Below are 26,043 nucleotides of genomic sequence, written 5' to 3' on the forward strand. Positions count from 1 at the left end.
CTAAGCCGCCGCGTTGCGTTCGATCTCGTGCTTCGCGGCCTTGGCGAGAAAGGCCGAGCGCGACAGGCCGGCTGCTGCGGCGACGGCGTCGATGCGGGCCAGAACATCCTCCGGCAGCGTGACATTGATGCGCACGGCCCTGCTGGACGCTGCTTTCAGCGAGACGAGGATGGCAACGCCGTCCTTGTTCTCCGGGTTGGCCATGACGGTATCGAGCGAAGAGGGTTGCGGAAGCGTCTCTCCGTCCTCGATCAAACCCTCGACGTGAAAAGCCAGGGCTTCCTCGGCCATTTCGCGCGCCTCGTCCAGCGTCGAGCCGGCCGTGATGGCGCCGGGAAAATCCGGAAAGGAGACGCCGTAGTCGCTCTCGGCGTCCTTGTGGATCAGTCCGATATAGTTGCGCATGATCACCTCAACTCCAGGCCCGACTGTTTCTCGATGCTGCGCAACGTCCCGATCGGAATGTCCCGCTTGGGATGCGGCACGGTCACGCGGCCCGGCTTGTCCGCATGTTTGAACTGGGCGTGACTGCCCTTCCGGCCGACCTCGAACCAGCCGGCTTTCAGTAGCAGGACAATGACGTCGGCGCTCTTCATCGGGCTGAATTATACACAATGATGTGTACAATTCAAATCGCACCTACTGCCGTCCCGCGATGATCGATGAGTTCACGTCCTTGATGTCGCGCTTGCCGCAAAGGGCCATGGTCACGTCCATCTCCTTGCGGAGAATGCTCAGCGCCAGCGATACGCCTTCCTTGCCCATGGCGCCGAGGCCATAGAGGAAGGGGCGGCCGATGTAGGTGCCCTTGGCGCCGAGCGCCACGGCCTTCAGCACGTCCTGGCCGGAGCGGATACCGCCGTCGAGGTGCACTTCGATCCTGTCGCCGACGGCGTCGACGATCGAGGGAAGCACGCTGATCGAGGAGGGGGCGCCGTCGAGCTGGCGGCCGCCGTGGTTGGAGACGATGATGGCGTCGGCGCCGGTCTCGGCGGCCGCCTTCGCGTCCTCGACGTCGCAGATGCCCTTGATGATCAGCGGGCCGCCCCACTGCTCCTTGATCCATGAAACATCGGCCCAGGAAAGCTGCGGGTCGAACTGCTCCGCCGTCCAGGAAGACAGCGAGGAGAGGTCGGAGACGTTCTTGGCGTGGCCGACGATGTTGCCGAAGGAGCGGCGCTTGGTCTGCAACATGTCGAGGCACCAGAAGGGCCGCGTCGCCATCTGCCAGATGTGCTTGGGGGTGAACTTCGGCGGCGCGGAGAGGCCGTTGCGCAGGTCCTTGTGACGCTGCCCGAGGATCTGCAGGTCGGCGGTCAGGACCAGCGCGGAGCACCTGGCGGCCTTGGCGCGGTTGATCAGGTTCAGCACGAAGTCCTTGTCCCTCATGACATAAAGCTGGAACCAGAAGGGCTTGGTGGTAACCGAGGCGACGTCCTCGATCGAGCAGATGCTCATGGTCGACAGCGTGAAGGGAACGCCGGCCTCCTCGGCCGCCTGCGCCGCCAGCATCTCGCCGTCGGCGTGCTGCATGCCGGTAAGACCGGTCGGCGCAAGAGCGACGGGCATCGATACCTTCTGGCCCACCATCGTCGTCTCCAGCGTGCGGTTCGTCATGTCGACGAGCACGCGCTGGCGCAGGCCGATCTTGGCGAAATCGCTCTCGTTGGCCCGGTAGGTCTGTTCCGTCCAGGCGCCGGATCGGCGTAGTCGAAGAACATCTTGGGGACGCGGCGCTGGGCGAGAGATTTCAGATCGGCAATGGTGAGAGGTTTGGCCATGGATAAGACTTTCACATCTGAATAATGCAACGGCCATATCACATATAATTTACATCCGAAACGGTATCTTTCTCGCCCACGCGGAAGCCGGTTACGGGATGAGCAACAGGCTGCCGCTGCTCAGTCCGGCCTCCAGTTCGGTGTGGGCTGCGGCGGCATCGGAAAGGGCGAATTCGCGGGTGGGAAGCGTGAGAATGCCGAGCCTTATAGCCTCGATCGCCGCCGTGGCCGCCTCCAGGTAGAAGGCCGGATCGCCGCTCGCCGCCATGATGCTCGGGTGCGACAGAGACTTGTTCGGGCGCAGCGCCTCGATCGTCACCGGCGGTATCGGCCCCGCCGCCTGGCCGAAGCTCGCGGCCATGCCGAAGGGGCGGATGCAGTGGATGGTCTTCGCCAGCATCGCGCCGCCGATGCCGTCATAGCCGACATCGACGCCGCGCCCTGATGTCAGCGCCATGACGTCTGCGACCAGATCGGCATCGCGGCCGATCACCAGATGGTCGGCGCCGTTGGCGGTCGCGAGTGCCGCCTTCTCCGCGTTGCTGACGGTGCCGATCACGGTGGCGCCGAGGTGCTTGGCCCAGCGCACCAGAAGCGTGCCGAGGCCGCCGGCGGCGGCGTGCACCAGGATGGTGCTTTCAGGCGTGACTGTGTGGATGCGGTGGAGCAGCATATAGGCCGTCATGCCCTTGAGCATCATGGCGGCGGCATGGCTTGAACTGACATCATCGGGCAGACGGATGGCGCGGTGCGCCGGTAGCAGGCGGGTCGAGGCATAGGCGCCGACGGGTGCGCCCATATAGACGACGCGGTCGCCGGGAGAGACCGTCGTCACCTCGGAGCCGACCGCCTCGATCACGCCAGCACCTTCGGCGCCGATGACGGCGGGGTAGGCGGGCAACGGATAGAGGCCCTTGCGATGATAGATATCCAGGAAGTTCACGCCGATGGCGTCGTGTCGGATGCGGATCTCGTTCGGTCCCGGCGCCTGCGGTTCTCGCGGGGTAATCTTCAACTGTTCGATGCCGCCGGGGGCGGCGAGGGTGATTGCGATATCCATTGTCCGGTCTCCTGATTGCTTGCGGCCGAAGATGGAGGATGGTTGCGTGATTGAAAATTCCCTATGCTTTCACAGGCAATGGGAAAAAATGATCAATGCTGGACTGGGGAGGATCTGCGCCATCTGCTGGCGCTGTCGCAACTCGGAAGCTTGTCGGGTGCGGCGCGGGCGCTCGGGGTCGAGCACGCGACGGTATCGCGGCGGGTAGCGCATCTGGAGCGCGAGATCGGCGCGAAGCTGGTCGATCGGCGCGGGCGGCGAATCCTTTTGACGGCAGAGGGCGTGCGGGTTGCCGCGATCGCCGAGCGCATGAGCGCCGATGCCATGACGATCGGGCGGGGCGGTATCGGCGCCGATCAGACGCATGTCGGCGAGGTCCGCATCAGCGCGCCGCCGGCCTATGCGGGCGCGGTTCTGGCGCCGCCGCTGGTGCGGCTAAGACAGCGCCATCCCGGTATCCGCGTCACGCTCATCGGCGAAACGCGCTATGCCTCGCTCGGGCGGCGGGAAGCCGATATCGCCGTGCGGCTCAATCGGCCTGAGAGTGGCGACCTGACCGTCTCGAAGATCGGCGAGGTGGGTTTCCATGCCTATGCGGCATCAGGTTACGCCGAGACGGTCGATCAGCGTGACTGGACGTTCATCGGTTATGACGAGGGGATGGCGTCGTCACCGCAGGAGGAGCGGCTGGCGGAGATCGCCGCCGGTCGGCCGATCGCGATCCGCGCCTCGACGCTGGAGTTCCAGCTGGCGGCGGTCAAGGCCGGCGGCGGCGTGGCGCTGCTGCCCGATTTCATCGCGGAGGGCCAAGGGCTGGCGCGGCTTGATCTTGAGGGCGCCGATATCACGCGTGATTTGTGGCTTGTCGTCCATAGCGACATCAAGGATGTGCCGCTGGTGCGGGCGGTGATGGGTGCGTTGCGCGAGCGTTGATGGCGATCGTTGGCTGACGATGTATTTCCGGTTCGGCGGATGTCGGAATAGGTCGGGCCACCGCGTCCTTGAAGAGAACATAAAAGGAGGAAGCGATGCGAGAGTTGATCCTGGCCATGGCGATGACGCTCGACGGGTTTGTCAGCGGCCCCGAGGGGGAGACCGAGTGGATTTTCACCGGCGACGAGGAGGCGATCGCCTGGAAGGTCGAGAACGCCTCGAACGCCAGCCTGCACATCATGGGCAGCCGCACATTCGAAGGGATGGCGCGCTTCTGGCCGACATCGACCAACGTCTTCGCACCGGCGATGAATGAGATCCCCAAGGCGGTGTTCTCGAAAAAGGGCGCGGCGATCCTGCCGCGGGAGATCGAGGCAGCTGTAGCGGGCGAGCCGCAGCCCGGCGCCGACAGCTGGCGCAAGGCCTATGTAGCGAGCGGCGATCTGACCGAGGAAATCGCCAGATTGAAGGCTCAGGACGGCAAGCCGATCATCGCCCATGGCGGCGCCAGCTTCGCGCGCAGCCTCATCGCCCATGATCTTGTCGATCAGTACATGCTGATGGTCTATCCGCTGGCGCTCGGGCGCGGCCAGCCGATCTTTTCCGATCTCGCGCAGCCGAGGAAGCTGCAACTGATCAGCACGCGGGTGTTTCCCAAGGGCGCCATCGCGCAGGTCTATCGGCGCGGCTAAAGCGCACCCTTCGCCGCCGCGCCCGCGACATAGGTCTCGACGATGGCGCGGTCGTCGCCCATGGTCTGCAGCAGGAAGAGCTCTTCGGGAAGCGTTTTCACCACTTCCATCTTCAGCGCCATGGCTGGTGTCGCGGCGGCGTCGAGCACGACCACGTCGGCGTCTGTGCCTTTGTCGAGCGTGCCGATGTGGTCGGCGAGCGAGAGCGAGAGCGCGTTGCCAAGCGTCATCAGGTAGTAGCTTTCCAGCGGGTTCAGGCGTTCCGCGAGCAGTTGCTGGATCTTGTAGGCCTCGTCCATGGTGCGCAGCATCGAGTAGCTCGAGCCGCCGCCGATGTCGGTGGCGACGCCGATCCTGACCGGCTTGTCGCGGCGCATCAGCGCCTTCAGCGGGAAGAGGCCCGAGCCGAGGAAGAGGTTGGAGGTCGGGCAGTGGACGGCGATGGCGCCGGCTTCGCTCATCGCGTCCGCCTCGCGCTCAGACAGGTGGATGCAGTGGCCGAAGAGCGTCTTGTCCCCGAGCAGGCCGTAGCGGGCGTAGATGTCGGTGTAGTCGATCGCGTCGGGATAGAGCTCGCAGGTGAACTTGATCTCGTCGTGGTTCTCGGAGAGATGCGTCTGGATGTGCAGGTCGGGAAATTCGCGGGCGAGCGCCTGCGTCGCTTCCATCTGCTCAGGGGTCGAGGTGATGGCGAAGCGCGGGGTGATGGCGACGTGGTTGCGGCCCTTGCCGTGCCAGTCGGCGATGATCTCTCGGGTCTCGTCGTAGCCCATCTGGGGCGTGTCGAGCAGGCCCTGCGGGGCGTTGCGGTCCATCATCACCTTGCCGCCGACCATGCGCATGTTGCGCCTCATGGCTTCCGCGAAGAACGCGTCGGCGGAGGTCTTGTGGACGGAGCAGTAGGCGACCGCCGTCGTCGTGCCGTGGCGGATGAGCTCGTCGTAGAAATGCGTGGCGATACGTTGGGCATGTGCGCTTTCGACGAAGCGGCATTCCTCGGGAAAGGTGTAGGTGTTCAGCCACTCGAGAAGATTGGCGGCGTAGGAGGCGATCACCTGCATCTGCGGGAAGTGCAGGTGCATGTCGATGAACCCCGGCATGATCAGATGCGGGCGGTGATCGATCTCGACCACGCCTGCCTCGGCCTTCGCCTTGACCTCGGAATAGGGGCCGCTTTCGACGATCAGGCCCTTGTCCATCAACAGGCCGCCATCAGTCTCGTAGCGATAGCTTTCGCTGTCGGTCAGGCTCTGGGGTGTCCTGACGAAGGAGAGCAAGCGGCCGCGGAGGAGGGTCTGGGTCATGGGCGTTCGCCTCTATCGATTGCGTGTCGTGGTCAGAGTGGGCTCAGGGCGCCGGCTTGGCGGGGATGGCAGCCACCGACGCGGCGCAGCCGTATAATGTCCTTCCCTGAAATACCAGCTTTGCCGCGAGATCGTAACGCTTCGCGGATGCGCCGTCGACGCAGGCCTGCCTGGTCAGCGTCAGCGTGTAGCGCGAAGGCGCGTGGTTGATGGTCCATGTCGCGCTGTTTTCAGTCGTCGCCGTCGGACCGGGATTGACGGTGATGACGTCGTTCTTGCCAGCGCGGCTGAAGGTAATCTGATCCTCGCGGATGCGCAGCGCCCAGAAGGGGCCGGTGCCGAGCGCATTGACCTCGCCCCAGAGGCCGGCGGGGGCACCCGGCGGCTGATCGGCGGGGATATCTTTCGGCACGGTGCCCGTCGTCCTCACGTCCTCCTGTTTGGCGATGGCCTCCTCCGCCACGGCTTCCGTCCACGTCTGCCCCGGGAGGGCGAGAAGGCTGGCCAGAAGCAGGGGGCGGAGGCCTCTCGTCATTCGCGCTTGCCCTGGACAGCGCTCTCGAACCAGGCGACGAGGAGCTTGCGCTCGTCCGGCGTGATAGCGGTGACGTTGCCCGGCGGCATGGCGTGGCTGCGGCCGGCCTGGATGTAGATGTCGCGGGCCCGGGCGGCGATCTCGGCGTCGTTTTCGAGGATCACGTTCTTCGGCGGCCGCGCCAGCCCCTCATAGACGGGCGTGGCGGTATGGCACATGGAACAGCGGGTGCCGATCAGCTGCTTGACGGCGGGGAAGCGCGGATCGCCGGCGAATTGCTGGAAGGCCGGAGCGACCGGCCTGGCGGCCGCGTCCTTCTCGCCGGTCAGCACCTTGGGAACGGTGGAAAGCCACATGATCAGGATGAACAGGATGACGGTGGCAAGCCAGGTCCAGGTGGGGCGGCCCTTGCGCGCATGCGTGGTGTTGAACCAGTGGCGGATGGTGACGCCCATCAGGAAGACCAGCGCCGCGATCACCCAGTTATAGGCGGTGCCGAAGGCCAGCGGATAGTGGTTCGACAGCATGAAGAAGATGACGGGTAGGGTCAGGTAGTTGTTGTGCAGCGAGCGCTGCTTGGCGATGGCGCCATATTTCGCATCCGGCGTGCGGCCGGCGATCAAGTCGGCGACGACGATCTTCTGGTTGGGGATGATGATCATGAAGACGTTGGCCGACATGATGGTGGCGGTAAACGCACCAAGATGCAGGAAGGCGGCGCGGCCGGTGAAGAGCTGCGTATAGCCCCAGGCCATGAACACCAGGACGGCATAGAGCACCAGCATGAGGCCCCAGGTGTTCTTGCCGATCGGCGACTTGCAGAGCAGGTCGTAGACGAGCCAGCCGCCGGCCAGCGAGGCGAGCGAGATGGCGATGGCGACGGGCGCGCTGATATCGAGAACATCGCGATCGATCAGGAACAGATCGGCGCCGCCGTAATAGACGATGGCGAGCATCAGGAAGCCGGAAAGCCAGGTGAAATAGCTCTCGTATTTGAACCAGGTCAGGTGCTCGGGCATCTGCGCCGGCGCCACCAGATATTTCTGGATATGGTAGAAGCCGCCGCCATGCACCTGCCACTCCTCGCCATAGGCGCCGACGGGAAGATGCGGGCGCTTCACCAGGCCGAGATCGAGCGCGATGAAATAGAAGGACGAGCCGATCCAGGCAATCGCGGTGATGACGTGGAACCAGCGGGCGGCGAAGGCCAGCCATTCCCACGCTATGGCGTATTCATACATTCAGTTCCCCTGTGCTCTCTCCGATTCAGCAGTGTGCAGAATGTTGGGCCGGGAGAAAAGGGGGATTAGGAGACACCGCCACGTTGTCGGCGCGGAAATCATGGCTTTCTTACGTAGAGCGGGTCTTCGGGCAGCGGATCGGGCACTTTCGACTTTCCCTGCTCGTTCACGCCGGCTGCGATCTCGATGATCGTCCAGATATCGGTCGCGTTCTCAACACCGAACTCGGTTTCCAGCATGGCGATGAAAGATCTGGTCGAGAGGATGTCCAGATTGAGGTTTTCGGTCTGTCTCAGCGCCGCCCGCGCCCTGCGGTCATCGACCAGCAGGACGACGGCCTCGCTGTCTTCGACAACGGTTTCGGCGGCCGCGAGAACGTCGAGAAGGCTGTAGTCGCCGCGTCCCGTCCAGCTGGGTTTCAGGTCCGGAGTGCCGCCTCCCATGCGCCAGTTCGCCATGGCCTTTTCGTATTCGCGGCCGACGGCGGTCTCCATGACCTTGACCCGGTGGCGGTTGTCTCTAAACCACGCGGCGAGCAGCTTTCGCTGTTCGGTACGGGGGTCGTCGTCAGGATCGGGATCGCGCGTTGCCTCGATCGCTACCATATCCGTGATCCAGACCTCGATCCGCGGCACGAACAGGTAATCCAGCGCATCGCGGCCGGCCATCGACAGCAGGGAGAGGGGCGACGTATCGGGGATGAGCAGGCGAGGCGCGCGCGCGATGTCCCCGTCCATCAGCGCAGTCTCCATCGGCGCATCGCCTTGTCGATTTCTCGGGCGATCTCGTCGGCATGCTTTCCGTCAAGGGCGTCGCTCGCCGTCTGTTCGACGTAGCCGGGATCGCGTGTGTCGTAGCCCAGCGGGTCGGCGATCCGGCGATGCAGCGTCGGGCTGGATTTGCGCACCTCGTTCGGCACCGGCTCGCCGGCCGCCGTCTTCAGCCGAATGAACTCCTCCGCCGACATGACGACGGCGCGCGGCTGATCCCTGTTGGTTACCAGAACCGTTTCCACATCGGCCGTTCTCAAGACGTCGCCGAGATTTTTCTGCAGGTTGATCGAGCGAATGGTCTGCATCGGGGCGCTTTCGTTGTTTTACGTAAATTTACATAATATCGGGTTCGGGCGCAAATATTTCGCGGCGTCACAGGGGCGCGCGCGCCGCCGACCTTCGGCCTTCCCATCCCGCCAGGCCGCCCGCCATTGACATGCCGGGACTTGATTACAGTTTTATTCAAGGCCGCCGGGACGAGTGGAAACCGCATCGGCGCGGCGGCGCATTCATCGACGGAGAAGATGCCGATGCGCAGTATTCTTGTGGTTGTGATGATTGCCTTCGCGTCCTGTGTCCTGGTCTCGCGTGCCGTCGCCCATGACGCGCCTTCCGGGTGGAGCTACGAGCCCTATTGCTGCAACGGCGACAACGAGACGGGTGATTGCCAGATGATCCCGCCGAAGAGCGTCACGATCACGCCGAACGGCTATCGGGTGACGCTTCTGCCGGGTGACCATCGGCTCGTCACCCGCGCCCATGTGTTCCTGCTGCCGATGGGCCGCGCGATGAAATCGGGTGACGGCGAGTATCATCTCTGCCTGTTTCCCAACGAGGATACGCCGCGCTGCTTCTACGCGCCCGAAATGGGCTACTGAGCGCTTTCCCTGTCGCGGGCGATCTCCTCCAGGATCCAGTTGCGGAAGGCCTTGATCTTCGGGACGTTGCGGCGGTTTTCGGCATAGACCAGCCAGTAGCTGCGATGGTCGCGGCAGGTCATCTCGAAGGGCTGGTAGAGGCGCCCCTGGGCGATCTCGTCGCCGTAGAAGGCGGGCGTCAGGATGGCGACGCCCTGGCCGGCCATCGCCGCGCTCGCCTCGAAGCTCTGCGCGCCGTACTGGCTGCGCGGGCGCGATTCCAGCCCAAGATCGCTCAGGCCCGATGCCGTGAACCAGATCCGCCACCAGGGGTCGGTGGGGCTGATGATCGGCAGTTTCATCAGATCCTCGGGCTTGTGAATGCCGCCGACGCTCTCGGCGAGCTTCGGGCTCAGCATCGGGCTGAAATCCGCCTGGATGAGCTTGTCCGACATCAGCCCGCGCCAGTTGCCGGCGCCGGAGCGGATGGCGACATCGACGGGCTCGCGGGTGAAGTCGATCAGCGTATCCGAAGCCGACAGCCGCACGGCGATCGACGGATGCCTGAGCTGGAAGGCTCCCAGGCGCCGCGCCAGCCAGTGCGAGGCGAAGGTGGCGATGGTGTTGATCAGAAGCGTCGATTCGATCTCGCCGCGCGCCTCGGCCATCGCCTCGTTCAGGAGCACGAAGGCGTCCGACACTTTCGGCAGCACCCGTTCGCCGGTATCGGTGAGGCTGATCTGGCGCGGACGGCGCAAAAACAGCGGCTCGCCGATATTCTCTTCCAGCAGCTTCACCTGATAGCTGACCGCCGTCTGCGTCATGCCGAGCTCCTCGCCGGCCTTGGTGAAACTGCCGAGCCTCGCCACGGCCTCGAAGACGCGCAGCGCATTCAGCGGAACCTGCCTGGACAGCTTCATGGATAAGTTCTCTTTATGCATGCAGACGTTTGTTCGATTGGAATTTCAGCATTAATCGACGCAATCTGCAAGTCACGGGATCAAATTATCGAGGTGATGTCATGACTAGCGCAACGCGCGAACAGACCGTCGGACAGCTGGGCAAGCAAAGCTCCAGATCGACCCGCACGAGCGCTTTCGAGTGGCTGGCGGCTCTGTTGAGAGGGCTTGCCGTTCGTCTTGCGCGGCCGGACCGGCTGGATCTCGAGGGCATGCCGGATCGCGTCAAGCGCGACCTCGGCTTCATGGACGGCCGCGAGCCCTATCGCGAGGATGCGCGGGCGCCGTAGGCGGCAAGCGCGGTCAGGATTTCGGCCGTCGTCATGGCGGCGATCATCTCCGGCCGCTTGTCGCGCACGGCGTGGCCGCCGATCGGCAACGTCAGCCGCTCCATCCAGGCCTTGTCGCCACCGGCCTCGCGCTGCAGCCAGCTCGCGAAGGTGGCGCGCTTGGTGGCCGAGCCGATCATGCCGGTATAGGCGAGATCGGTGCGGGCGAGCGCCTCGCGGGCGATCAGGAAATCGAGCGCGTGATCATGGGTCAGAATGACGACGGCGGCGCCCTCGCGCATCTCCTGCACCAGCGCTTCGGGCATGGCGACGAGCCGGGCGGTGATGCCCTCGGGCAGATGCGCGAGTTCCTCTTCGCGGGTCTCGATCACGGTCACGTCGAGCGGCAGCGGCGACAGTGCGACGGCGAGCGCGCGGCCGACATGGCCGGCGCCGAACAGCCAGATCTCCGGCCGCCGCGCGGCCTCGTCGCTGCTACGCTCCTCAAGTTCGCGGATGACGGCATCCGTCACCTCGCGAAACCGCAACCGCGTGCGTCCGCCGCAGCACTGGCCGATCTCCGGCCCGAGCGGGATATCCATGGTTTCGCTGGCGTCGGCGCCCTGCAGAAGCTTGCGGGCGTTGGCGATCGCCATGAACTCGAACTGCCCGCCGCCGATCGTGCCCCAGATGGTGTCGGCCGAGACCAGCATGAAGGTGCCGGTTTCGCGCGGGGTGGAGCCCTGCGTGCCGGTGATGTCGATCAGGATGGTTTCGGGGTGGGTGGCGAGGAATTGGGGGAGGGTGGTCATGGTGGGATGACCGGGGGGATTGTGGGAGTGAGGCTGGTCGTGGTGGGGCCTTTATGGGCGGAGTTTATGAAGGTGAGGTTTATGGGTGTGATACCCCCCCTCTGCCCTGCCGGGCATCTCCCCCACAGGTGGGGAGATTGGCTGGGGGCGGCCGCTCGTTCCACGCTCAATTTTTGCGAAAGCCTCGCCACTTGCCGATCTCCCCCCTTGTGGGGGAGATGCCCGGCAGGGCAGAGGGGGGTGTGCCACACCCGCAAGGCCAGCAAATCCTGCGAGCCCCGCAAACCCACCAAACCCCGCATTCCCAGTCATGCCGCCTTCATCCGCTCGACCGCCATCAACACCCGTTCCGGCGTCGCCGGCGCGTCCAGCCTGGGGCAGACCTTGTAGTCCGCAACGCTCGCCACCGCCATCGACAGCGCTTCCAGCACCGAGATCGCCAGCATGAAGGGTGGTTCGCCGACGGCCTTGGAGCGGCCGATGGTGTGTTCGGCGTTTTCGGACCATTCGGCCAGCTTGACGTTGAAGATCTTCGGGCGATCCGAAGCCAGCGGGATCTTGTAGGTGGAGGGGGCGTGGGTGCGCAGGCGCCCCTTGGCGTCCCACCAGAGCTCTTCCGTCGTCAGCCAGCCCATGCCCTGCACGAAGGCGCCCTCGACCTGGCCGATGTCGATCGCAGGGTTCAGCGAGCGGCCGACATCGTGGAGGATGTCGGTGCGGTCGATCAGATATTCGCCGGTCAGCGTGTCGATCGAGACCTCGGTGCAGGAAGCGCCATAGGAGTAGTAATAGAAGGGCGTGCCCTTTCCGGCGGCGCGGTCCCAGTGGATCTTCGGTGTCTTGTAGAAGCCGGCGGCCGACAGCTGGACGCGGGCGAAATAGGCCTGCCTTATGAAATCGGGGAAGGGGATTTCCTGGTTGCCGACGCGCACCCGGTTCGGCAGGAAGGCGATCTCGGAGACCGGGACGTCCCATTTCTCGGCGGCGAAGGCGACGAGGCGTTCCTTGATCTGGCGGGCGGCGTCATAGGCGGCCATGCCGTTGAGATCGGTGCCGGAGGAGGCGGCCGTGGCGGATGTGTTGGGCACCTTGCCCGTGGTCGTCGCGGTGATCTTCACATGCTCGATATCGACCTGGAAGCTGTCGGCCAGAACCTGCGCCACCTTCGTATAAAGGCCCTGGCCCATCTCGGTGCCGCCGTGGTTCAGGTGGATCGAGCCGTCCTGGTAGACATGGACGAGGGCGCCGGCCTGGTTGAAGGCGGTCAGCGTGAAGGAAATGCCGAACTTCACCGGCGTCAGCGCGATGCCCTTTTTGATATAACGGCTGTCGCGGTTGAATTCGATGATCTCTCGGCGTCGCGCTTGGTAGTCGGCGCTCTCCTCGAGCTCGCCGACGATCCGCTCCAGAATGCTGTCCTCGACCTCCTGGTGATACGGCGTCAGCGTGCGGCCGGAGCCGGGCTTTCCGTAGAAATTCAGTTTTCTGATATCAAGCGGGTCCTTGCCGACGGCATAGGCGATTTCCTCGATGAAACGCTCGGCCCCCAGCATGCCCTGCGGTCCGCCGAAGCCGCGAAAGGCGGTGTTGGAGACGGTGTGGGTCTTGAGCGGCTTCGAGGTCAGGTGCACGTGCGGATAGAAATAGCTCGAGTCGGCATGAAACAGCGCGCGGTCGGTGACCGGGCCCGACAGGTCCGACGAGAAGCCGCAGCGGGCGGCATAGGTGGCGTCGACCGCGTGGATGCGGCCTTCCTCGTCGAAGCCGACTTCGTAATCGACCATGAAGTCGTGGCGTTTGCCAGTGGCCGCCATGTCCTCGTCGCGATCGGGCCGGAACTTGATTGATCGTTTCAGCTTCTTGGCGGCGATGGCGGCCAGCGCCGCGAACTGGTTGCCCTGCGTTTCCTTGCCGCCGAAGCCGCCGCCCATGCGGCGCACGTTCACCGTCACGGCGTTGGAGGGGATGTTGAGCACATGGCCGACGATGTGCTGGATTTCGCTCGGATGCTGGGTCGAGGACCACACGGCGACCTCGTCGTCCTCGCCGGGGATGGCCATGGCGATCTGGCCTTCGAGGTAGAAATGCTCCTGGCCGCCGATCCGCATCTGGCCCTTCAGCCGGCGGGCGGCGTTTGCCATCTCGCTCTTCGCCTCGCCGCGACTCAGTGTCATCGGGCTGGTGACCAGCGCGCCGCCGTTTTCCAGTGCGCCGTCGATGTCGCTCCAGTGGGCGAGGTCGCGATATTCGATCTTCGCCTTGCGAGCGGCGCGCCGAGCGATGTCGCGGGTCTCGGCGATCACCGCGAAGATCGGCTGCTGGTGGAATTCGACTTTTGTTTCGGCCAGCAGCGGTTCGTCGTGGCTGCCGTTGGAGCTGACGTCGTTGATCCCAGGTACGTCCTTGCCGGTGAAGACCCAGACGACACCCGGCGTGGCGGCGACCTCGGAAAGGTCCATGCCGACGATCTCGGCATGCGCCCGGTCCGACAGGCCGAGCGCGCCGTGGAGCAGGCCGGATGGTTCCAGAAGGTCGTCGATGTAGTCGGCCGTGCCGGTGACGTGCTTGTGGGCGCTGTCGTGGCGGCGCGAGGCGTGCATCGGGCCTGATATGACGAAGGTGGGGTCGGGGAAGGCAGACTTGTCCATCAGGGGTTGCCTCCTGTGGTGGGTGTTGATGTGGGGGTGGGGGTTGACGTTGTGCCGAGTGGCCCCCTCATCCGCCTGCCGGCACCTTCTCCCCGTTGGGGAGAAGAGACTCGGAGCCGGCCGCTCGCTCCATCTTCCCTTCGCCCCATAGGGGAGAAGGTGGCCCGAAGGGTCGGATGAGGGGGCTCCACGGCACAACGGTACATATCATACCCCATCACGCCACCTCCTCGAACCGCCGCAGCTCCGCAGGCGCACCCGTCGTCTCCAGATAAAACCGCGTCAGCAAGTTCTTCGCTGTCAGCTGCCGATACTCCGACGTGGCGCGCCAATCCGAAAGCGGCTGGAAGTCGGTGTCGAAGGCATCTCTTACCGCCTCGATCGTCTCCTCATTCCACGGCCGGCCGATCAGTTCGTTTTCGACGGCGCGGGCGCGCTTGGGCGTACCGGCCATGCCGCCGAAGGCTATCCTCACGTCGTTGACGTCGCCTTGCTCATCCAGCGTCAGATAGAAGGCGCCGAGCACGGCGGTGATGTCCTCGTCGCGGCGCTTGGTGATCTTGTAGACGGCAAAATGCGTGTCCTCGGCCGGGTAGGGCACGAAGAGGCTCTCGACAAACTCGCCGGGGCGGCGGTCCTGCTTGCCGTAGTCGATGAAATAATCCTCCAGCCGCAGCATGCGCGTGCCCTCCGTCGAGCGCAGCTTGACGGTGGCGCCGAGCGCGATCAGCGGTGGCGGGCTGTCGCCGATCGGCGAGCCGTTGGCGATGTTGCCGCCGATCGTGCCCATGTTGCGCACCTGCTCGCCGCCGATGCGGGTGATCAGCCGCCCAAGCGTCGGGACCTTGCCGGCGATGGTCTCGAAGGCGCGGGTATAGGTCACGCCGGCGCCGATGGTGATGCCGCCTTCACCTGACGTAATTGTCTGCAATTCCTGGAGATGGTTGATGAAGACCACCGGGTTCAGCGTCCGCATCTGCTTGGTCACCCAAAGCCCGACATCGGTCGAGCCGGCGACGATGGTCGCCTTCGGCTCGTCGGCCAGAATGCGCGCCAGCGCTTCCAGCGAGCCCGGCACCAACAGACGGTCCTCGCCCGAGGTGATCGAGATTGTGCCCGATCCCTGCATCGCCCACAATCTTGCGACGATGTCGGAGCGGGTGCGCTCCAGCGGGTCGAACAGCGCGCTCGGGCGCGTCCTCGCCACCTGCTCGGCGGCCTTGACGATCGGCTCGTAGCCGGTGCAGCGACAGAGATTGCCCTGCAGCGCCTTCTCGATCTCGGCGCGATCGGGATTGCTGTTTGCGAGCCACAAACCGTACATCGACATGACGAAGCCGGGGGTGCAGAAGCCGCATTGCGAGCCGTGACAGTCGACCATCGCCTGCTGCACCGGATGCAGCGTGCCGTCCTTCGCCGCCAGATGCTCGACGGTGACGACATGGGTGGCGTTCAGCGAGCCGATGAAGCGGATGCAGGCATTGACGGATTCATAGTGCAACTTGCCGTCGATCAGCCGCCCGACCAGAACCGTGCAGGCGCCGCAGTCGCCCTCGGCGCATCCTTCCTTCGTGCCCGTCAGCCGGCGCTTCAGCCGCAGGAAATCGAGAAGCGTCTCGGTAGGCTTGACGTCCTTCAGCGCGACGTCTTCGCCGTTCAGGATAAAGCGGATGCTGTCGTTCATGTCGTTCCCGGTTTTTCTCTTTATTTTAAATGGTTATGCCGCCGTCCAGCCCCCGTCAATCGAGATGTGGGTGCCCGTCACCTGGCGGGCCTCGTGGCTGGCGAGATAAAGCGCCAAAGCGCCGATCTCCTCGGCCTTGACGAATTCATGCGTCGGTTGCGCCTTCAGGATCACCTCGGTCTTGACCTGTTCCTCGGTCATCCCGCGGGCTTTCGCCGTGTCCGGGATCTGCTTTTCCACCAGCGGGGTCAGCACGTATCCCGGGCAAATGGCGTTGACGGTGACGCCCGTTTCGGCAAGCTCGAGCGCCGCCGTCTTCGTCAGGCCGAGTATACCATGCTTTGCCGCGACATAGGCGGATTTGAACGGCGAGGCGACAAGCGCATGCGCCGAGGCGATGTTGATGATGCGCCCGTGCTTCTTCTCCTTCATCAGCGGGATCGCCGCGCGCATCGTGTGAAACGCGCTGGAGAGGTTGATGGCGATGATCTGATCCCACTTGTCGATGGGGAAATCCTCGATCTTCTCGACATGCTGGACGCCGGCATTGTTGACCAGTACGTCGATGGTGCCGAACGTCCCCGATGCGGTGGCGATGAGATCGGCGATCTCCTGAGGCTTGGTCATATCGGCCGGATGGTGGATGACGCCGGCTTTCGAGAGTGATTCAAGCCGCGCCACTATCTCCTTGATTTCCTCCGGCTTTCCGAAGCCGTTGAGGACGATGTTGTCACCCTTGCCGGCGAATGCGGTGGCGATCGCGAGGCCGATGCCGCTGGTGGATCCGGTGACGACGACTGTTCTGGTCATGAAGTTCTCCGATTTGCCCTGCGACGCAGTGAACGGAGCCTAGTCCGGAATCGGTTGGGCTGGCAATTGGGTGCGGATGTCGCGGTGCGGCATTGTGGCCGGGAGAGCTATTCCCGTCCTGCGGATGGGACGTGCCCGGAATGCAACGGCGATGGCATCCTGCGGCCAGCAACACCCACAACCAACCGCCCAAACAAATTTCACTTTAATTTCTTTTCACATTCGTTTGCCTACATTATTCATTCCATTCGAAGCGGTTCATGGGAGGATGACAATGGCGGGGTATGTTCTGGCGATCGATCAGGGGACGACGTCGACGCGGGCGATCGTGTTCGATGGCGAGATGAGGATCGCCGGGGCGGGCCAGAAGGAATTCACGCAGATCTATCCGCAATCTGGCTGGGTCGAACACGATCCGGAGGAGATCTGGGGTTCCGTCGTCTCGACCATCAAGATGGCGATCCGCGAGGCGAAGATCAGCGCCAAGGACATCGCGGCCATCGGGATCACCAACCAGCGCGAGACAGTCGTCGTCTGGGAGCGCGAGAGCGGCAAGCCGATCCACAATGCCATCGTCTGGCAGGACCGGCGCACCGCCAGCTATTGCGACAAGCTGAAGAAGCAGGATCTGGAAAAGACCTTCACGAAGAAGACCGGGCTGCTGCTCGATCCCTATTTCTCCGGCACCAAGCTTTCCTGGATGCTGGCCAATGTGAAGGGAGCGAGGGCGCGCGCGGCCAAGGGTGAGCTCTGCTTCGGCACGATCGACACGTTCCTGATCTGGCGTCTCACCGGCGGCAAGAGCTTCGTGACCGACGCCACCAATGCGTCGCGGACGCTGATGTACAACATCGCCGAGAACGAATGGGACAAGGATCTCTTGGAGATCCTGCGCGTTCCCTCGGCCATGCTGCCGGAGGTCAAGGATTGCGCGGCCGATTTCGGCGTCACCGAGCCGGACATCTTCGGCGCCGCGATCCCGATCCTGGGCGTGGCCGGCGACCAGCATGCGGCGACGATCGGGCAGGCCTGCTTCGAGCCGGGCATGATGAAATCCACCTACGGCACCGGCTGCTTCGCCGTGCTCAATACCGGCGCCGACATGGTGCGCTCGAAAAACCGGCTTTTGACGACCATCGCCTACCGGCTGGACGGCGAGACGACCTATGCGCTTGAAGGTTCGATCTTCATCGCGGGTGCGGCCGTGCAGTGGCTGCGCGACGGGCTAGGGATCATCGACAGCGCGTCGAAGACCGGCGAACTCGCCGATGCCGCCGATCCCTCGCAGGAGGTCTATCTGGTCCCCGCCTTCACCGGGCTCGGCGCGCCGCACTGGGACGCGAACGCCCGCGGCGCGATCTTCGGCCTGACCCGCAACAGCGGCCCGAAGGAATTCGCGCGCGCGGCGCTCGAGGCCGTCTGCTACCAGTCGCGCGACCTGCTCGATGCCATGCACAAGGACTGGAAGGGCGGCGTCGACGAGACGGTGCTGCGCGTCGACGGCGGCATGGTGGCCTCCGACTGGACGATGCAGCGGCTGGCCGACATTCTCGACGCGCCCGTCGACCGCCCCGTGATCCTCGAGACCACAGCACTGGGCGCCGCCTGGCTCGCCGGCAGCCGTGCCGGCGTCTGGCCCGACAAGGCGGCCTTCGCCAAAAACTGGAAGCGCAACAACCGCTTCGAGCCTGCCATGGACGAAAAGACCCGGGCGGCGAAGCTGAAGGGTTGGCGGAGCGCGGTGAAGCGGACGTTGAGCGAGGGGTGAGGGCCAGAGAAGCTGGCAGCTATGGCTATGGCCACGACTTTTACTAAGGTCGGCACGCGTTGGCGCTGAACAGCAATTCAGCAGCCGACGACTTGAACATAGCCTGTTTCCGCTATCTGATCCAATGTTCCGTCTCGCGTGACAATCGGGACTTTCTTGTATCTGGCAGTTGCCATGATGTAGCAATCTCCGGGGTCTTTGTGACCGGTCTTCGCAATCATGTTGGCAGCTTCAAGGGCGATCGTTGGACCTATCGGCACCAGTTTGGACGAGGTCGCGTCGAGCGCGGCTTTGAACCATTCTTTTACGCTGAAGTTGCCGATATCGGGGGCATTCGTTTTCTTGTTGACCGCAATCGCCAACTCCCATGCCGTGATCGGCGAAACGAAAAGCTTACCCACTTCTTGAGCGCCAGCTATCGCTACCAATGCGTCCTCATGAAGTGTTTCCGGCTGTGTGACCAACCACAATAAAGCGTGCGTGTCGAGGACCGCTCCAGCCAACTAGCTGGCCTTCGGCTTGTCTTTAAGCACTTGTTTTGCAATCGGTTTGGTCAGGTCGAGGCCAGGCTTGATTGACAGCTCGCTTCCCTTGAGCGCACCGGCACCCTTCACGGTCACGAACTGTCCTGTTCGCGAGTTGCGAACCGTCACGCTTGTTGGTGATGCTTTTACCTGAGCCATGGAGATAACATGACTTCAAACCATGCTTAGTTCAAGCGAAGCATTCAGAAACAATCTCCGACAGCACGCCACAGTTCAACCTACTCATGTCTCCCACAGCCCAGTAATTTTTTGCTGCGTCCTGTCGGTAGCCGCGTTACTCCTTCGTCATTGAGGAAGAGGAGTACGAGATGCTGTATGCGATCCTTTGCTATGCCGATGAAGAGCGGGTTTTCTCCTGGACCAAGGAGGAAGAGGACGCCGTTATGGCGAAGCTTTATGCGGTTCAGGCGCCCTTGGCCGAAAGCGGCAAGCTCGGACCGGTCGGCCGGCTGATGCCGACGACGGCGGCGACCACCGTGCGCAAGGGCAAGGAGGAGCCGCTGGTGCTCGATGGTCCGTTCGCCGAGACCAAGGAGGCACTGCTCGGTTTCTACGTGGTCGACTTCGACACGCTGGAGGAGGCCGTTGCCTTTTCCAAGGAGCTTTCGTCGGTCAATCCCGGCTCCACATCCTATGAAATCAGGCCGTTCTACGTGTTTCGGCCGGGAGAGAGCGCGACATGACAGACATTGCCTGGATCGACGTGACGCTCGCTTCCGCCCGGCCTAAGGCGCTCGGCGCGCTGCTTCGATACTTCCGCGATCTCGATATCGCGGAAGAGGCCTTTCAGGAGGCCTGCCTGCGCGCTGTCAGAACCTGGCCGGACAAGGGGCCGCCGCGCGATCCGACGGCATGGTTGATCTTCGTCGGCCGCAACAGCGGCATCGATGCGGTGCGCAAGCGTTCGAAGACCCAGGCGCTGCCCGATGAGGAGCTGATCTCCGACACCGAGGATGCCGAGAGCGATATCGCCGAGCGGCTGGATACGTCCAACTATCGCGACGACATCCTGCGCCTGCTCTTCATCTGCTGCCATCCCGACCTGCCGGCGACGCAGCAGATCGCGCTGGCGCTGAGGATCGTCTCCGGTCTCTCGGTGCAGCAGATCGCCCGGGCCTTCCTGGTCGGCGAGAGCGCCATGGAGCAGCGGATCACGCGGGCCAAGGCGCGTGTCGCCAAGGCCGGCGTTCCCTTCGAGACGCCGGATGCGGCGGAGCGGGCTGAGCGGCTGTCGATCGTCTCGACGATGATCTATCTCGTCTTCAACGAGGGCTACAGCCAGGCGGATCCCAGGGCGGAAGCCTGCTCCTTTTCCGACGAGGCGATCCGGCTGGCGCGGCTTTTGCTGCGCATCTTCCCCGGCGAGCCGGAGCTGATGGGGCTATTGGCGCTGATGCTCTTGCAGATCTCACGTCGTCCGGCGCGCTTCAGCGCCGACAACGAGATCGTGCTGCTCGAGGATCAGGATCGGTCGCTCTGGAACCGCGAGTTGATCAACGAAGCGCTGGCTTTGCTCGACAAGGCGATCCGCCACCGGAAGCCCGGGAGCTACCAGTTCCAGGCGGCGATCGCGGCGCTGCATTCGCGCGCCAAGCGGGCTGACGATACCGACTGGGAGGAGATCGAGCTGCTCTACCGCGCGCTGGAGCGCATGCAGCCGTCGCCCGTCATCACGCTCAACCGGGCGGTGGCCGTCTCGAAGCTCAGGGGCGCCGGCGAGGCGCTGGCGCTGGTGGAAACGCTTCAGGAGAAGCTCGACGGCTATTTCTATTATCACGGCCTGCGCGGCGGGCTGTTGAAGCAGATCGGCCGCCCGCGCGAGGCGCGCGAGGCCTTCGATAGGGCTATCGCGCTGGCGCATTCGGCACCCGAGGCGGCGCATATCCGCCGGCAGATCGACAGCCTGACGATGGAACCGGCGTTGCCGGCGGTGAAATAATTCCGCGAAAAGCCTTGCGCCGCGTCGGATCGGCGACATCTCACACGTCCTCGTAACAGACCGATCAGGATGTAACGGACTGATCAAGAACGGCTTTCATTCAAACGGAGACGACCGATGACCGAGACCGCCACGCACGAGCTTATTCTCGTCCGCGAATTCGACGCGCCGCGCGAAAAGATCTTCAAGGCCTGGACCGATCCCGAGCTGATGAAGGAATGGTTCGTGCCGCGTCCCTGGACGATATCGGACGCCAAGCTCGACGTGCGCGCCGGCGGCGCCAGCCTGATCGTCATGCGCAGTCCCGAGGGGCAGGATTTTCCCAATCGCGGCGTCTATCTCGAGGTGATCGAAAACGAGAAGCTGGTCTTCACCGACGCCTATACCAGCGCCTGGGTGCCATCCGAAAAGCCGTTCATGACGGCGACCGTGCTGCTCGAGGATCTCGGCAACGGCCGCACGAAATACACGGCAACCGCCGTGCACTGGACCGCCGAGGACAAGAAGACCCACGAGGAAATGGGTTTCCACGAGGGCTGGGGCAAATGCGCCGACCAGCTCGCCGAGCTTCTGGCGCGCATGTGATTTGGAGATTGCCTCACCCTCATCCCGGCCTTGTGCCGGGATCCAGCGCGATCAAGTCCTTGATCGCAGAAGACTCTCTTCGCCGCGCGGACGCGCGTCGGCTGGATTCCTGTCACAAGGACAGGAATGAGGGAGGTCCTCTGTTCATGCCGCGTATGAGGTGGTTCGCAGGATGATTCCGTTCAGGCTTTGAAGTGCTTGAAATGAGAGTCGGATTTGGCGATGGGGGCGGGACGGGTATCGGCGGCGATCTCGGCTTGCGCGCTACGAAAGCCCAACCGACGGCGACGGCAATGCGAACCATAGTCCTCCGGGATCGGCCTCTCCAGCCCCGGCTTCCAGCCACTCGCGCACAATCGAATTGGCGATTTCCAGGTCAGACTCGCCGTAATGTGTTTGTAGAATCCAGTCGAACCTCGTTCCCCCGCCGCCTTTCACAGGCTTGGCACCTGAGGCAAGCAGCGCGAGCACACATTGTCTCACGAATTCACTAAGCGCCGCATCGTCCAGCTGAAAGCCTTCCCGTCCGGCTGGAACTATTTGCCATAAACCGACGGCATCGACCTCGAGTTCGCCTGACACCGTTTCGATATGTTCGGCAATCGTATGGCCATAGATCTTATGACGGGTGTCCAGCTTCATTGGTGATGTATCTCGATCCTGAGCGGAGATTGGGATCGCCGCTTCTACGACGCCAGCCGTCGGTCCGCCTAGCTCCCCCATCAACTTTATCGAACGATCCGTTCTAGAATTTGTCATTGCGCCCCACCTCGGCCATCCTTATCTGCAATCTAAAGATTTCAACGGGATGCACGCCATGGAACTCGGCCTTTATACCTTCGCAGACGTCAACCCCAATCCGTCGAGGAGCAAGGGGGTGGAAGGGGCCGAGCGGTTGAAGCATCTGATCGAGGAGATCGAGCTGGCCGATCAGGTGGGGCTCGATGTCTTCGGGCTGGGCGAGCATCACCGGCCGGATTACGCGGCGTCCGCGCCGGCCGTGGCGCTGGCGGCGGCGGCGGTGAAGACGAAGAGCATCCGGCTGACGAGCGCCGTCACAGTGCTTTCCTCCGACGATCCGGTGCGGGTGTTCCAGCAGTTCTCGACGCTCGATCTTCTTTCCAACGGACGCGCCGAGATCATGGCGGGGCGGGGGTCGTTCATCGAATCCTTCCCGCTGTTCGGCTATAATCTCGAGGATTACGACCAGCTGTTCGAGGAAAAGCTCGACCTTTTGCTGGCGCTTCGCGACAGCGAGGCGGTGACGTGGTCGGGCGAGATGCGGCCCGCGATCAACGGGCGCGGCGTTTATCCGAGGCCGTTTCAGGACCCGCTGCCGGTGTGGATCGCGGTCGGCGGCACGCCGCAGTCGGTGGCGCGCGCCGGTGCGCTCGGGCTGCCGGTGGCGCTTGCCATCATCGGCGGCGAACCGCATCGCTTCGCGCCGCTGTTTGACCTCTACCGCGAGGCCGCACGGCGGGCGGGGCAGGACCAGGCCAAGCTCAAGACATCGATCAACGTCCACGGCTTCGTCGCCGACACCACGGATGCGGCGGCCGATCAGTTCTACGGGCCGCAGGCGGAAGTGATGAACCGGATCGGCCGCGAGCGCGGCTGGGGGCCGACCAGCAGGCCGCATTTCGATGCCTCGCGCGGACCGAAGGGGGCGCTCTTCGTCGGCGATCCCGAGGTGGTGGCGGAGAAGATCATCGCGCATCACAAGCTGTTCAAGAACGACCGCTTCCTGTTGCAGATGGCGATCGGGCTGATGCCGCACGACCAGATCATGCGCGGGATCGAGCTCTACGGCACGAAAGTCGCGCCGATCGTCAGAAAGGCATTGACTGAGAGCGGCGAAGGGGCGAAAGCCAGCGCCTAAAGCAGGAGCTTCATGGCGTAAAGGATGAATTGGATTTCCCCCGGCGTCGTGTTCTGTTCCAGATTCGAGAGCCGGCCGACCGGCCGTAAACGCAGGGCCGGAAACGGAATTTCATGATTATCGAGACTGAAGACGAACTGCTGAAGCTCAAGGAGATCGGCCGCATCTGCGCCAACGCGATCCAGATCATGTCGGCCTCGCTGGAGCCTGGGATCACCACGCAGGAGCTCGACGATATCGGCCGCCGGGTGCTCGAAAATGCGGGCGCGCGCTCGGCGCCGGAGTTCTGCTACCAGTTTCCGGGCGCCACCTGCATCAGCGTCAACGAGGAGATCGCGCACGGCATTCCCGGTTCGCGCGTCATCCGCCCTGGTGATCTCGTCAATATCGACGTTTCGGCCGAGAAGGACGGCTTCTTCTCCGATACCGGCGCTTCCTTCGTTGTGCCGCCGTCGAAATCGAAGTTGGACAAGCTCTGCCGCGACGGCAAGCGGGCGCTGTGGGTGGGGCTCAACCAGGTGAAATCGGGCGAGCCGCTGGCCAAGATCGGCCAGGCGATCGGTGCATTCGCGGCCAAGAACCGCTATACGCTGGTGGCGAACCTCGCCAGCCACGGCGTCGGCCGCTCGCTGCACGAGGAGCCGGGCGAGCTTTCGACATGGCCGGACCCGTCCGAAAAGCGGATCATGACCGACGGGCTGGTCTTTACCGTCGAGCCCTTCCTGTCGCTCGGCGCCACATGGGCCGAGGGCGGCGACGACGCCTGGACGCTCTATGCCGATCCGCAGGCACCGACGGTGCAATACGAACACACCGTGGTCGCGACCCGCAACGGGCCGATGATCCTGACGCTGGCCGACGGCCAGACGTAAGGCCTTCGCGATCTGTCTTACGATATAACGGACCCATAATGCGAAACGCCCCGCCGCAAGAGCAGGGCGTTTTCGTTTGGCTTGATGACGCCGGTCGTGATTAGTCGTTCCTGGGCTGCTGCAGGATCTCGGCGGCGGCGCGCTCGAGAATGCCGGCGATGCGCTTGGCTTCGTCCTTCGACCATGGATAGCGCAGCTTCAGCGCCGACTTCAAAAGCATGCGGGCGGCGACAACTTCGCTCTTGTCCTCGGGGAAGGCTTCTTCCTCGCGTTCTCCTCCACGGCTTTCCGGACCTCGGCTTTCCGGATCGAAGATGCGGCGGACATGCGCCATCTTCTCGCCGATGCGTTCCAGCTTTCCAAGCGTCATGTCGATCATGGAACTGTTCTCCTCGACCTGTTTGCGGCCGCTTTCGGTGATGCGGTAGAGCTTCTTCGTGCCCTCCGCCTCGACCTCGGCGAGGCCGGTTTCCTCAAGATAGGTCAGCGCCGGATAGATGACGCCGGGGCTCGGGACATAGAAGCCGCCGGAGCGTTCTTCCAGAAGCTTGATCAGCTCGTAGCCGTGGCGCGGCTGTTCGGCCAAGAGCGCCAGGATCACCAGCTGCAGGTCGCCGGCCGCAAACTTCCGCCCCATGCGAAAGCCGCCGCCGCCCATCATTCCACCTCTAAAACCTCTCATCGATCACTCCTTATGATGTATCGTTGATTATGTCGTAAAACATATATCGTAAGATATGTCGTTTCAAGGGCGGGCCGAAAATTTCCGGAATTGATGGGTTCATCAGAAAATCTTGATTGCGGCTCGCATTGTGCGGCGCGATAAGCGAAGCATGTTGGCTCGCAATGAACTTCCCCACGCATCCCCGCATGCACCTTTGTTTCGCACGGCGCTGGCCGGGATGATCGCCATGGCGGCCGCCATGGGCTTCGGGCGCTTCTCCTATACGCCGATCCTGCCCGGCATGATGAGCGGCGTGCCGCTGTCGGCGGCCGATGCCGGCTTCATCGCGTCGGCCAATTTTGTCGGCTATCTCGTCGGCGCGGTCGCGGCCGCCTATGGCTGGGCGGCGGGGCGGGAGCGCAAGGTGGCGCTTTCAGCGCTTGCCGCCAACGCCATCCTCTTGGCCGCGATGGCGATGACCGGTTCGGTCATGCTCTTCGCCGTCATCCGCTTTCTCGCCGGTGTCGCCAGCGCGTTCGCGATGATCTTCACCTCCTCCATCGTGCTCAGCCACGGGGCGGCGGCCGGCAACGACCATGTGCAATCGGCGCATTTCGGCGGGCCGGGGGCGGGGATCGCGCTGTCGTCGGTGATGGTCTTCGTCATCGGTCTTGCCTCGCAAGGCGGTCCGGACGCCTGGCGGATCGACTGGATCGGCGGAGCGATCTATTCGGCGATCAGCCTCGCGCTCGTCTGGCTGCTTCTGCCCGCGGGGCCGGTCGCCGGCGGGCAGGCCGGCAAGGAGCCGCCGATCACATGGAGCCGGCCGATGCTGCTCGTGACACTCTCCTACGGGCTGTTCGGCTTCGGCTATGTCATCACCGCCACCTTCCTCGTCACCATCGCCCGGATGGCGGCGGCCGGCACGACCGTCGAATTCCTCTGCTGGTTCATCGCCGGGCTGACATCTGCCGTGGCGCTGTTCGCGTGGAAGCCGCTGGTGCGGCCGCTCGGGCTCGGCTGGGTCTATGTCGCCGCACTTCTGGTGCAGGTTGCCGGCGTGCTGGCAACCGTGATGCTGCCGCGCTCGGTGGCGCCCCTGATCGGCGGGGCGCTGTTCGGCTCGACCTTCCTGGCGATCACCGCCTACGGGCTGCAGATCGGCCGCAAGCTGGTACCGGCGAGCCCCCGCCGGGCCTTCGCGATGATGACGGCCGCCTTCGGCTTCGGCCAGATCGTCGGCCCGATCGTCGCCGGCGCGCTTGCCGAGCGCACCGGGAGCTTCGTCGCGCCGACCTACGTGGCGGCGGCGGCCATCGTCGTCTGCGCCGCCATGGTCATGCCAGTCGTCAAGAAGCTCTCCTAAGCGGTTACAATTGCGTAACAATGCCGTCAGGCCATTGCTCCTATGTTCGAACTGCCTTAATTTCCGG

The 26,043-nt window shown here is 63.8% G+C and carries 28 protein-coding genes and 1 pseudogene; 11 read left to right on the top strand and 18 right to left on the bottom strand.

Going from position 1 to position 26,043, the window contains the following annotated elements:
- From P3R82_RS12680 to P3R82_RS12695, 4 genes and pseudogenes are all read right to left on the bottom strand, one after another.
- Positions 1 to 405, bottom strand: coding sequence for a type II toxin-antitoxin system HicB family antitoxin (locus P3R82_RS12680; RefSeq protein WP_283194086.1), 405 nt, complete (start codon positions 403 to 405; stop codon positions 1 to 3).
- 2 nt (positions 406 to 407) lie between these two features.
- The gene (locus P3R82_RS12685) at positions 408 to 596 is read right to left on the bottom strand and encodes a type II toxin-antitoxin system HicA family toxin (RefSeq protein WP_283194087.1); all 189 of its coding nucleotides are present in this window, start codon (positions 594 to 596) and stop codon (positions 408 to 410) included.
- A 43-nt stretch (positions 597 to 639) separates the two neighbouring features.
- Positions 640 to 1,781, bottom strand: a pseudogene (locus tag P3R82_RS12690) (alpha-hydroxy acid oxidase).
- A 91-nt stretch (positions 1,782 to 1,872) separates the two neighbouring features.
- A complete protein-coding gene (locus tag P3R82_RS12695; protein ID WP_283194088.1) occupies positions 1,873 to 2,841 on the bottom strand; it encodes a quinone oxidoreductase in 969 nt (322 codons plus the stop codon).
- A 63-nt stretch (positions 2,842 to 2,904) separates the two neighbouring features.
- Here P3R82_RS12695 and P3R82_RS12700 point away from each other — a divergent pair, with 63 nt between their 5' ends.
- Together P3R82_RS12700 and P3R82_RS12705 are read left to right on the top strand one after the other, a co-directional pair.
- Positions 2,905 to 3,774, top strand: coding sequence for a LysR family transcriptional regulator (locus tag P3R82_RS12700; RefSeq protein WP_283194089.1), 870 nt, complete (start codon positions 2,905 to 2,907; stop codon positions 3,772 to 3,774).
- A gap of 95 nt (positions 3,775 to 3,869) precedes the next feature.
- Complete coding sequence (locus P3R82_RS12705; protein ID WP_283194090.1) at positions 3,870 to 4,466, top strand: dihydrofolate reductase family protein; 597 nt, start codon at positions 3,870 to 3,872, stop codon at positions 4,464 to 4,466.
- Here the strand turns inward: P3R82_RS12705 and guaD are convergent.
- The 5 genes from guaD to P3R82_RS12730 form a co-directional block, all read right to left on the bottom strand.
- Positions 4,463 to 5,770: a guanine deaminase gene (guaD, locus tag P3R82_RS12710; RefSeq protein ID WP_283194091.1), complete on the bottom strand. Its 1,308-nt coding sequence runs from the start codon at positions 5,768 to 5,770 to the stop codon at positions 4,463 to 4,465. The genes P3R82_RS12705 and guaD overlap by 4 nt on opposite strands.
- A 43-nt stretch (positions 5,771 to 5,813) precedes the next feature.
- A complete protein-coding gene (locus tag P3R82_RS12715; protein WP_283194092.1) occupies positions 5,814 to 6,305 on the bottom strand; it encodes a hypothetical protein in 492 nt (163 codons plus the stop codon).
- The gene (locus P3R82_RS12720) at positions 6,302 to 7,546 is read right to left on the bottom strand and encodes a urate hydroxylase PuuD (RefSeq protein ID WP_283194093.1); all 1,245 of its coding nucleotides are present in this window, start codon (positions 7,544 to 7,546) and stop codon (positions 6,302 to 6,304) included. Before P3R82_RS12720 ends, P3R82_RS12715 begins: the two co-directional genes overlap by 4 nt.
- Before the next feature lie 98 nt (positions 7,547 to 7,644).
- Positions 7,645 to 8,283, bottom strand: coding sequence for a hypothetical protein (locus P3R82_RS12725; RefSeq protein WP_283194094.1), 639 nt, complete (start codon positions 8,281 to 8,283; stop codon positions 7,645 to 7,647).
- Positions 8,283 to 8,624 carry a type II toxin-antitoxin system prevent-host-death family antitoxin gene (locus P3R82_RS12730; protein ID WP_283194095.1) on the bottom strand — a complete coding sequence of 114 codons (342 nt, stop codon included), beginning with the start codon at positions 8,622 to 8,624 and terminating at the stop codon, positions 8,283 to 8,285. Before P3R82_RS12730 ends, P3R82_RS12725 begins: the two co-directional genes overlap by 1 nt.
- Before the next feature lie 225 nt (positions 8,625 to 8,849).
- Between P3R82_RS12730 and P3R82_RS12735 the strand changes: the two genes are divergently transcribed.
- Positions 8,850 to 9,197 carry a hypothetical protein gene (locus P3R82_RS12735; RefSeq protein ID WP_283194096.1) on the top strand — a complete coding sequence of 116 codons (348 nt, stop codon included), beginning with the start codon at positions 8,850 to 8,852 and terminating at the stop codon, positions 9,195 to 9,197.
- Here P3R82_RS12735 and P3R82_RS12740 read toward each other — a convergent pair.
- Positions 9,191 to 10,096 (bottom strand): LysR substrate-binding domain-containing protein, encoded by a 906-nt coding sequence (locus P3R82_RS12740; protein ID WP_183902273.1) that lies wholly within the window; start codon positions 10,094 to 10,096, stop codon positions 9,191 to 9,193. The two genes, P3R82_RS12735 and P3R82_RS12740, sit on opposite strands and share 7 nt — an antisense overlap.
- A gap of 101 nt (positions 10,097 to 10,197) precedes the next feature.
- On the opposite strand from P3R82_RS12740, the gene P3R82_RS12745 reads away from it, so the two are divergent.
- Entirely contained in the window at positions 10,198 to 10,425 is a 228-nt protein-coding gene (locus tag P3R82_RS12745; protein WP_283194097.1) for a hypothetical protein, read from the top strand.
- Here the strand turns inward: P3R82_RS12745 and xdhC are convergent.
- The 4 genes from xdhC to P3R82_RS12765 form a co-directional block, all read right to left on the bottom strand.
- Positions 10,398 to 11,216, bottom strand: coding sequence for a xanthine dehydrogenase accessory protein XdhC (xdhC, locus tag P3R82_RS12750; protein ID WP_283194098.1), 819 nt, complete (start codon positions 11,214 to 11,216; stop codon positions 10,398 to 10,400). The genes P3R82_RS12745 and xdhC overlap by 28 nt on opposite strands.
- Before the next feature lie 308 nt (positions 11,217 to 11,524).
- Positions 11,525 to 13,864 carry a xanthine dehydrogenase molybdopterin binding subunit gene (gene xdhB, locus P3R82_RS12755; protein WP_283194099.1) on the bottom strand — a complete coding sequence of 780 codons (2,340 nt, stop codon included), beginning with the start codon at positions 13,862 to 13,864 and terminating at the stop codon, positions 11,525 to 11,527.
- Positions 13,865 to 14,081: 217 nt separating this feature from the next.
- Positions 14,082 to 15,548 (bottom strand): xanthine dehydrogenase small subunit, encoded by a 1,467-nt coding sequence (gene xdhA / locus P3R82_RS12760; protein ID WP_283194100.1) that lies wholly within the window; start codon positions 15,546 to 15,548, stop codon positions 14,082 to 14,084.
- Positions 15,549 to 15,581: 33 nt separating this feature from the next.
- Entirely contained in the window at positions 15,582 to 16,358 is a 777-nt protein-coding gene (locus tag P3R82_RS12765; protein WP_283194101.1) for a 3-hydroxybutyrate dehydrogenase, read from the bottom strand.
- Between the two features lie 274 nt (positions 16,359 to 16,632).
- On the opposite strand from P3R82_RS12765, the gene glpK reads away from it, so the two are divergent.
- A complete protein-coding gene (gene glpK, locus P3R82_RS12770; RefSeq protein ID WP_283194102.1) occupies positions 16,633 to 18,126 on the top strand; it encodes a glycerol kinase GlpK in 1,494 nt (497 codons plus the stop codon).
- Positions 18,127 to 18,203: 77 nt separating this feature from the next.
- Here glpK and P3R82_RS12775 read toward each other — a convergent pair whose 3' ends face one another.
- Both P3R82_RS12775 and P3R82_RS12780 read right to left on the bottom strand, forming a co-directional pair.
- A complete protein-coding gene (locus tag P3R82_RS12775; protein ID WP_283194103.1) occupies positions 18,204 to 18,629 on the bottom strand; it encodes a type II toxin-antitoxin system VapC family toxin in 426 nt (141 codons plus the stop codon).
- Entirely contained in the window at positions 18,630 to 18,809 is a 180-nt protein-coding gene (locus tag P3R82_RS12780; protein WP_283194104.1) for a hypothetical protein, read from the bottom strand.
- 170 nt (positions 18,810 to 18,979) lie between these two features.
- Here P3R82_RS12780 and P3R82_RS12785 point away from each other — a divergent pair, with 170 nt between their 5' ends.
- The 3 genes from P3R82_RS12785 to P3R82_RS12795 all read left to right on the top strand — a co-directional run bounded on the left by P3R82_RS12785 (position 18,980) and on the right by P3R82_RS12795 (position 21,195).
- Positions 18,980 to 19,354 (top strand): YciI family protein, encoded by a 375-nt coding sequence (locus tag P3R82_RS12785; protein ID WP_018897284.1) that lies wholly within the window; start codon positions 18,980 to 18,982, stop codon positions 19,352 to 19,354.
- Entirely contained in the window at positions 19,351 to 20,610 is a 1,260-nt protein-coding gene (locus P3R82_RS12790) for an RNA polymerase sigma factor (RefSeq protein ID WP_283194105.1), read from the top strand. The genes P3R82_RS12785 and P3R82_RS12790 overlap by 4 nt, the downstream gene beginning before the upstream one ends.
- A 117-nt stretch (positions 20,611 to 20,727) precedes the next feature.
- Positions 20,728 to 21,195 (top strand): SRPBCC family protein, encoded by a 468-nt coding sequence (locus P3R82_RS12795; protein WP_283194106.1) that lies wholly within the window; start codon positions 20,728 to 20,730, stop codon positions 21,193 to 21,195.
- A gap of 264 nt (positions 21,196 to 21,459) precedes the next feature.
- On the opposite strand, the gene P3R82_RS12800 is transcribed toward P3R82_RS12795, so the two are convergent.
- Complete coding sequence (locus tag P3R82_RS12800) at positions 21,460 to 21,837, bottom strand: hypothetical protein (protein ID WP_283194107.1); 378 nt, start codon at positions 21,835 to 21,837, stop codon at positions 21,460 to 21,462.
- 175 nt (positions 21,838 to 22,012) lie between these two features.
- Here P3R82_RS12800 and P3R82_RS12805 point away from each other — a divergent pair, with 175 nt between their 5' ends.
- Together P3R82_RS12805 and map are read left to right on the top strand one after the other, a co-directional pair.
- Positions 22,013 to 23,074: an LLM class flavin-dependent oxidoreductase gene (locus P3R82_RS12805; RefSeq protein ID WP_283194108.1), complete on the top strand. Its 1,062-nt coding sequence runs from the start codon at positions 22,013 to 22,015 to the stop codon at positions 23,072 to 23,074.
- Between the two features lie 113 nt (positions 23,075 to 23,187).
- Entirely contained in the window at positions 23,188 to 23,946 is a 759-nt protein-coding gene (gene map, locus P3R82_RS12810) for a type I methionyl aminopeptidase (protein ID WP_283194109.1), read from the top strand.
- A gap of 100 nt (positions 23,947 to 24,046) precedes the next feature.
- On the opposite strand, the gene P3R82_RS12815 is transcribed toward map, so the two are convergent.
- On the bottom strand, positions 24,047 to 24,628 hold the full coding sequence (locus P3R82_RS12815) for a PadR family transcriptional regulator (RefSeq protein ID WP_283194110.1): 582 nt from the start codon (positions 24,626 to 24,628) through the stop codon (positions 24,047 to 24,049).
- Positions 24,629 to 24,779: 151 nt separating this feature from the next.
- On the opposite strand from P3R82_RS12815, the gene P3R82_RS12820 reads away from it, so the two are divergent.
- On the top strand, positions 24,780 to 25,976 hold the full coding sequence (locus P3R82_RS12820) for a YbfB/YjiJ family MFS transporter (RefSeq protein ID WP_283194111.1): 1,197 nt from the start codon (positions 24,780 to 24,782) through the stop codon (positions 25,974 to 25,976).
- The last annotated feature ends 67 nt before the right edge of the window (positions 25,977 to 26,043 follow it).

The sequence above is a fragment of the Rhizobium sp. AN80A genome, assembly GCF_030053015.1.
Classification (GTDB): Bacteria; Pseudomonadota; Alphaproteobacteria; order Rhizobiales; family Rhizobiaceae; genus Rhizobium; species Rhizobium metallidurans.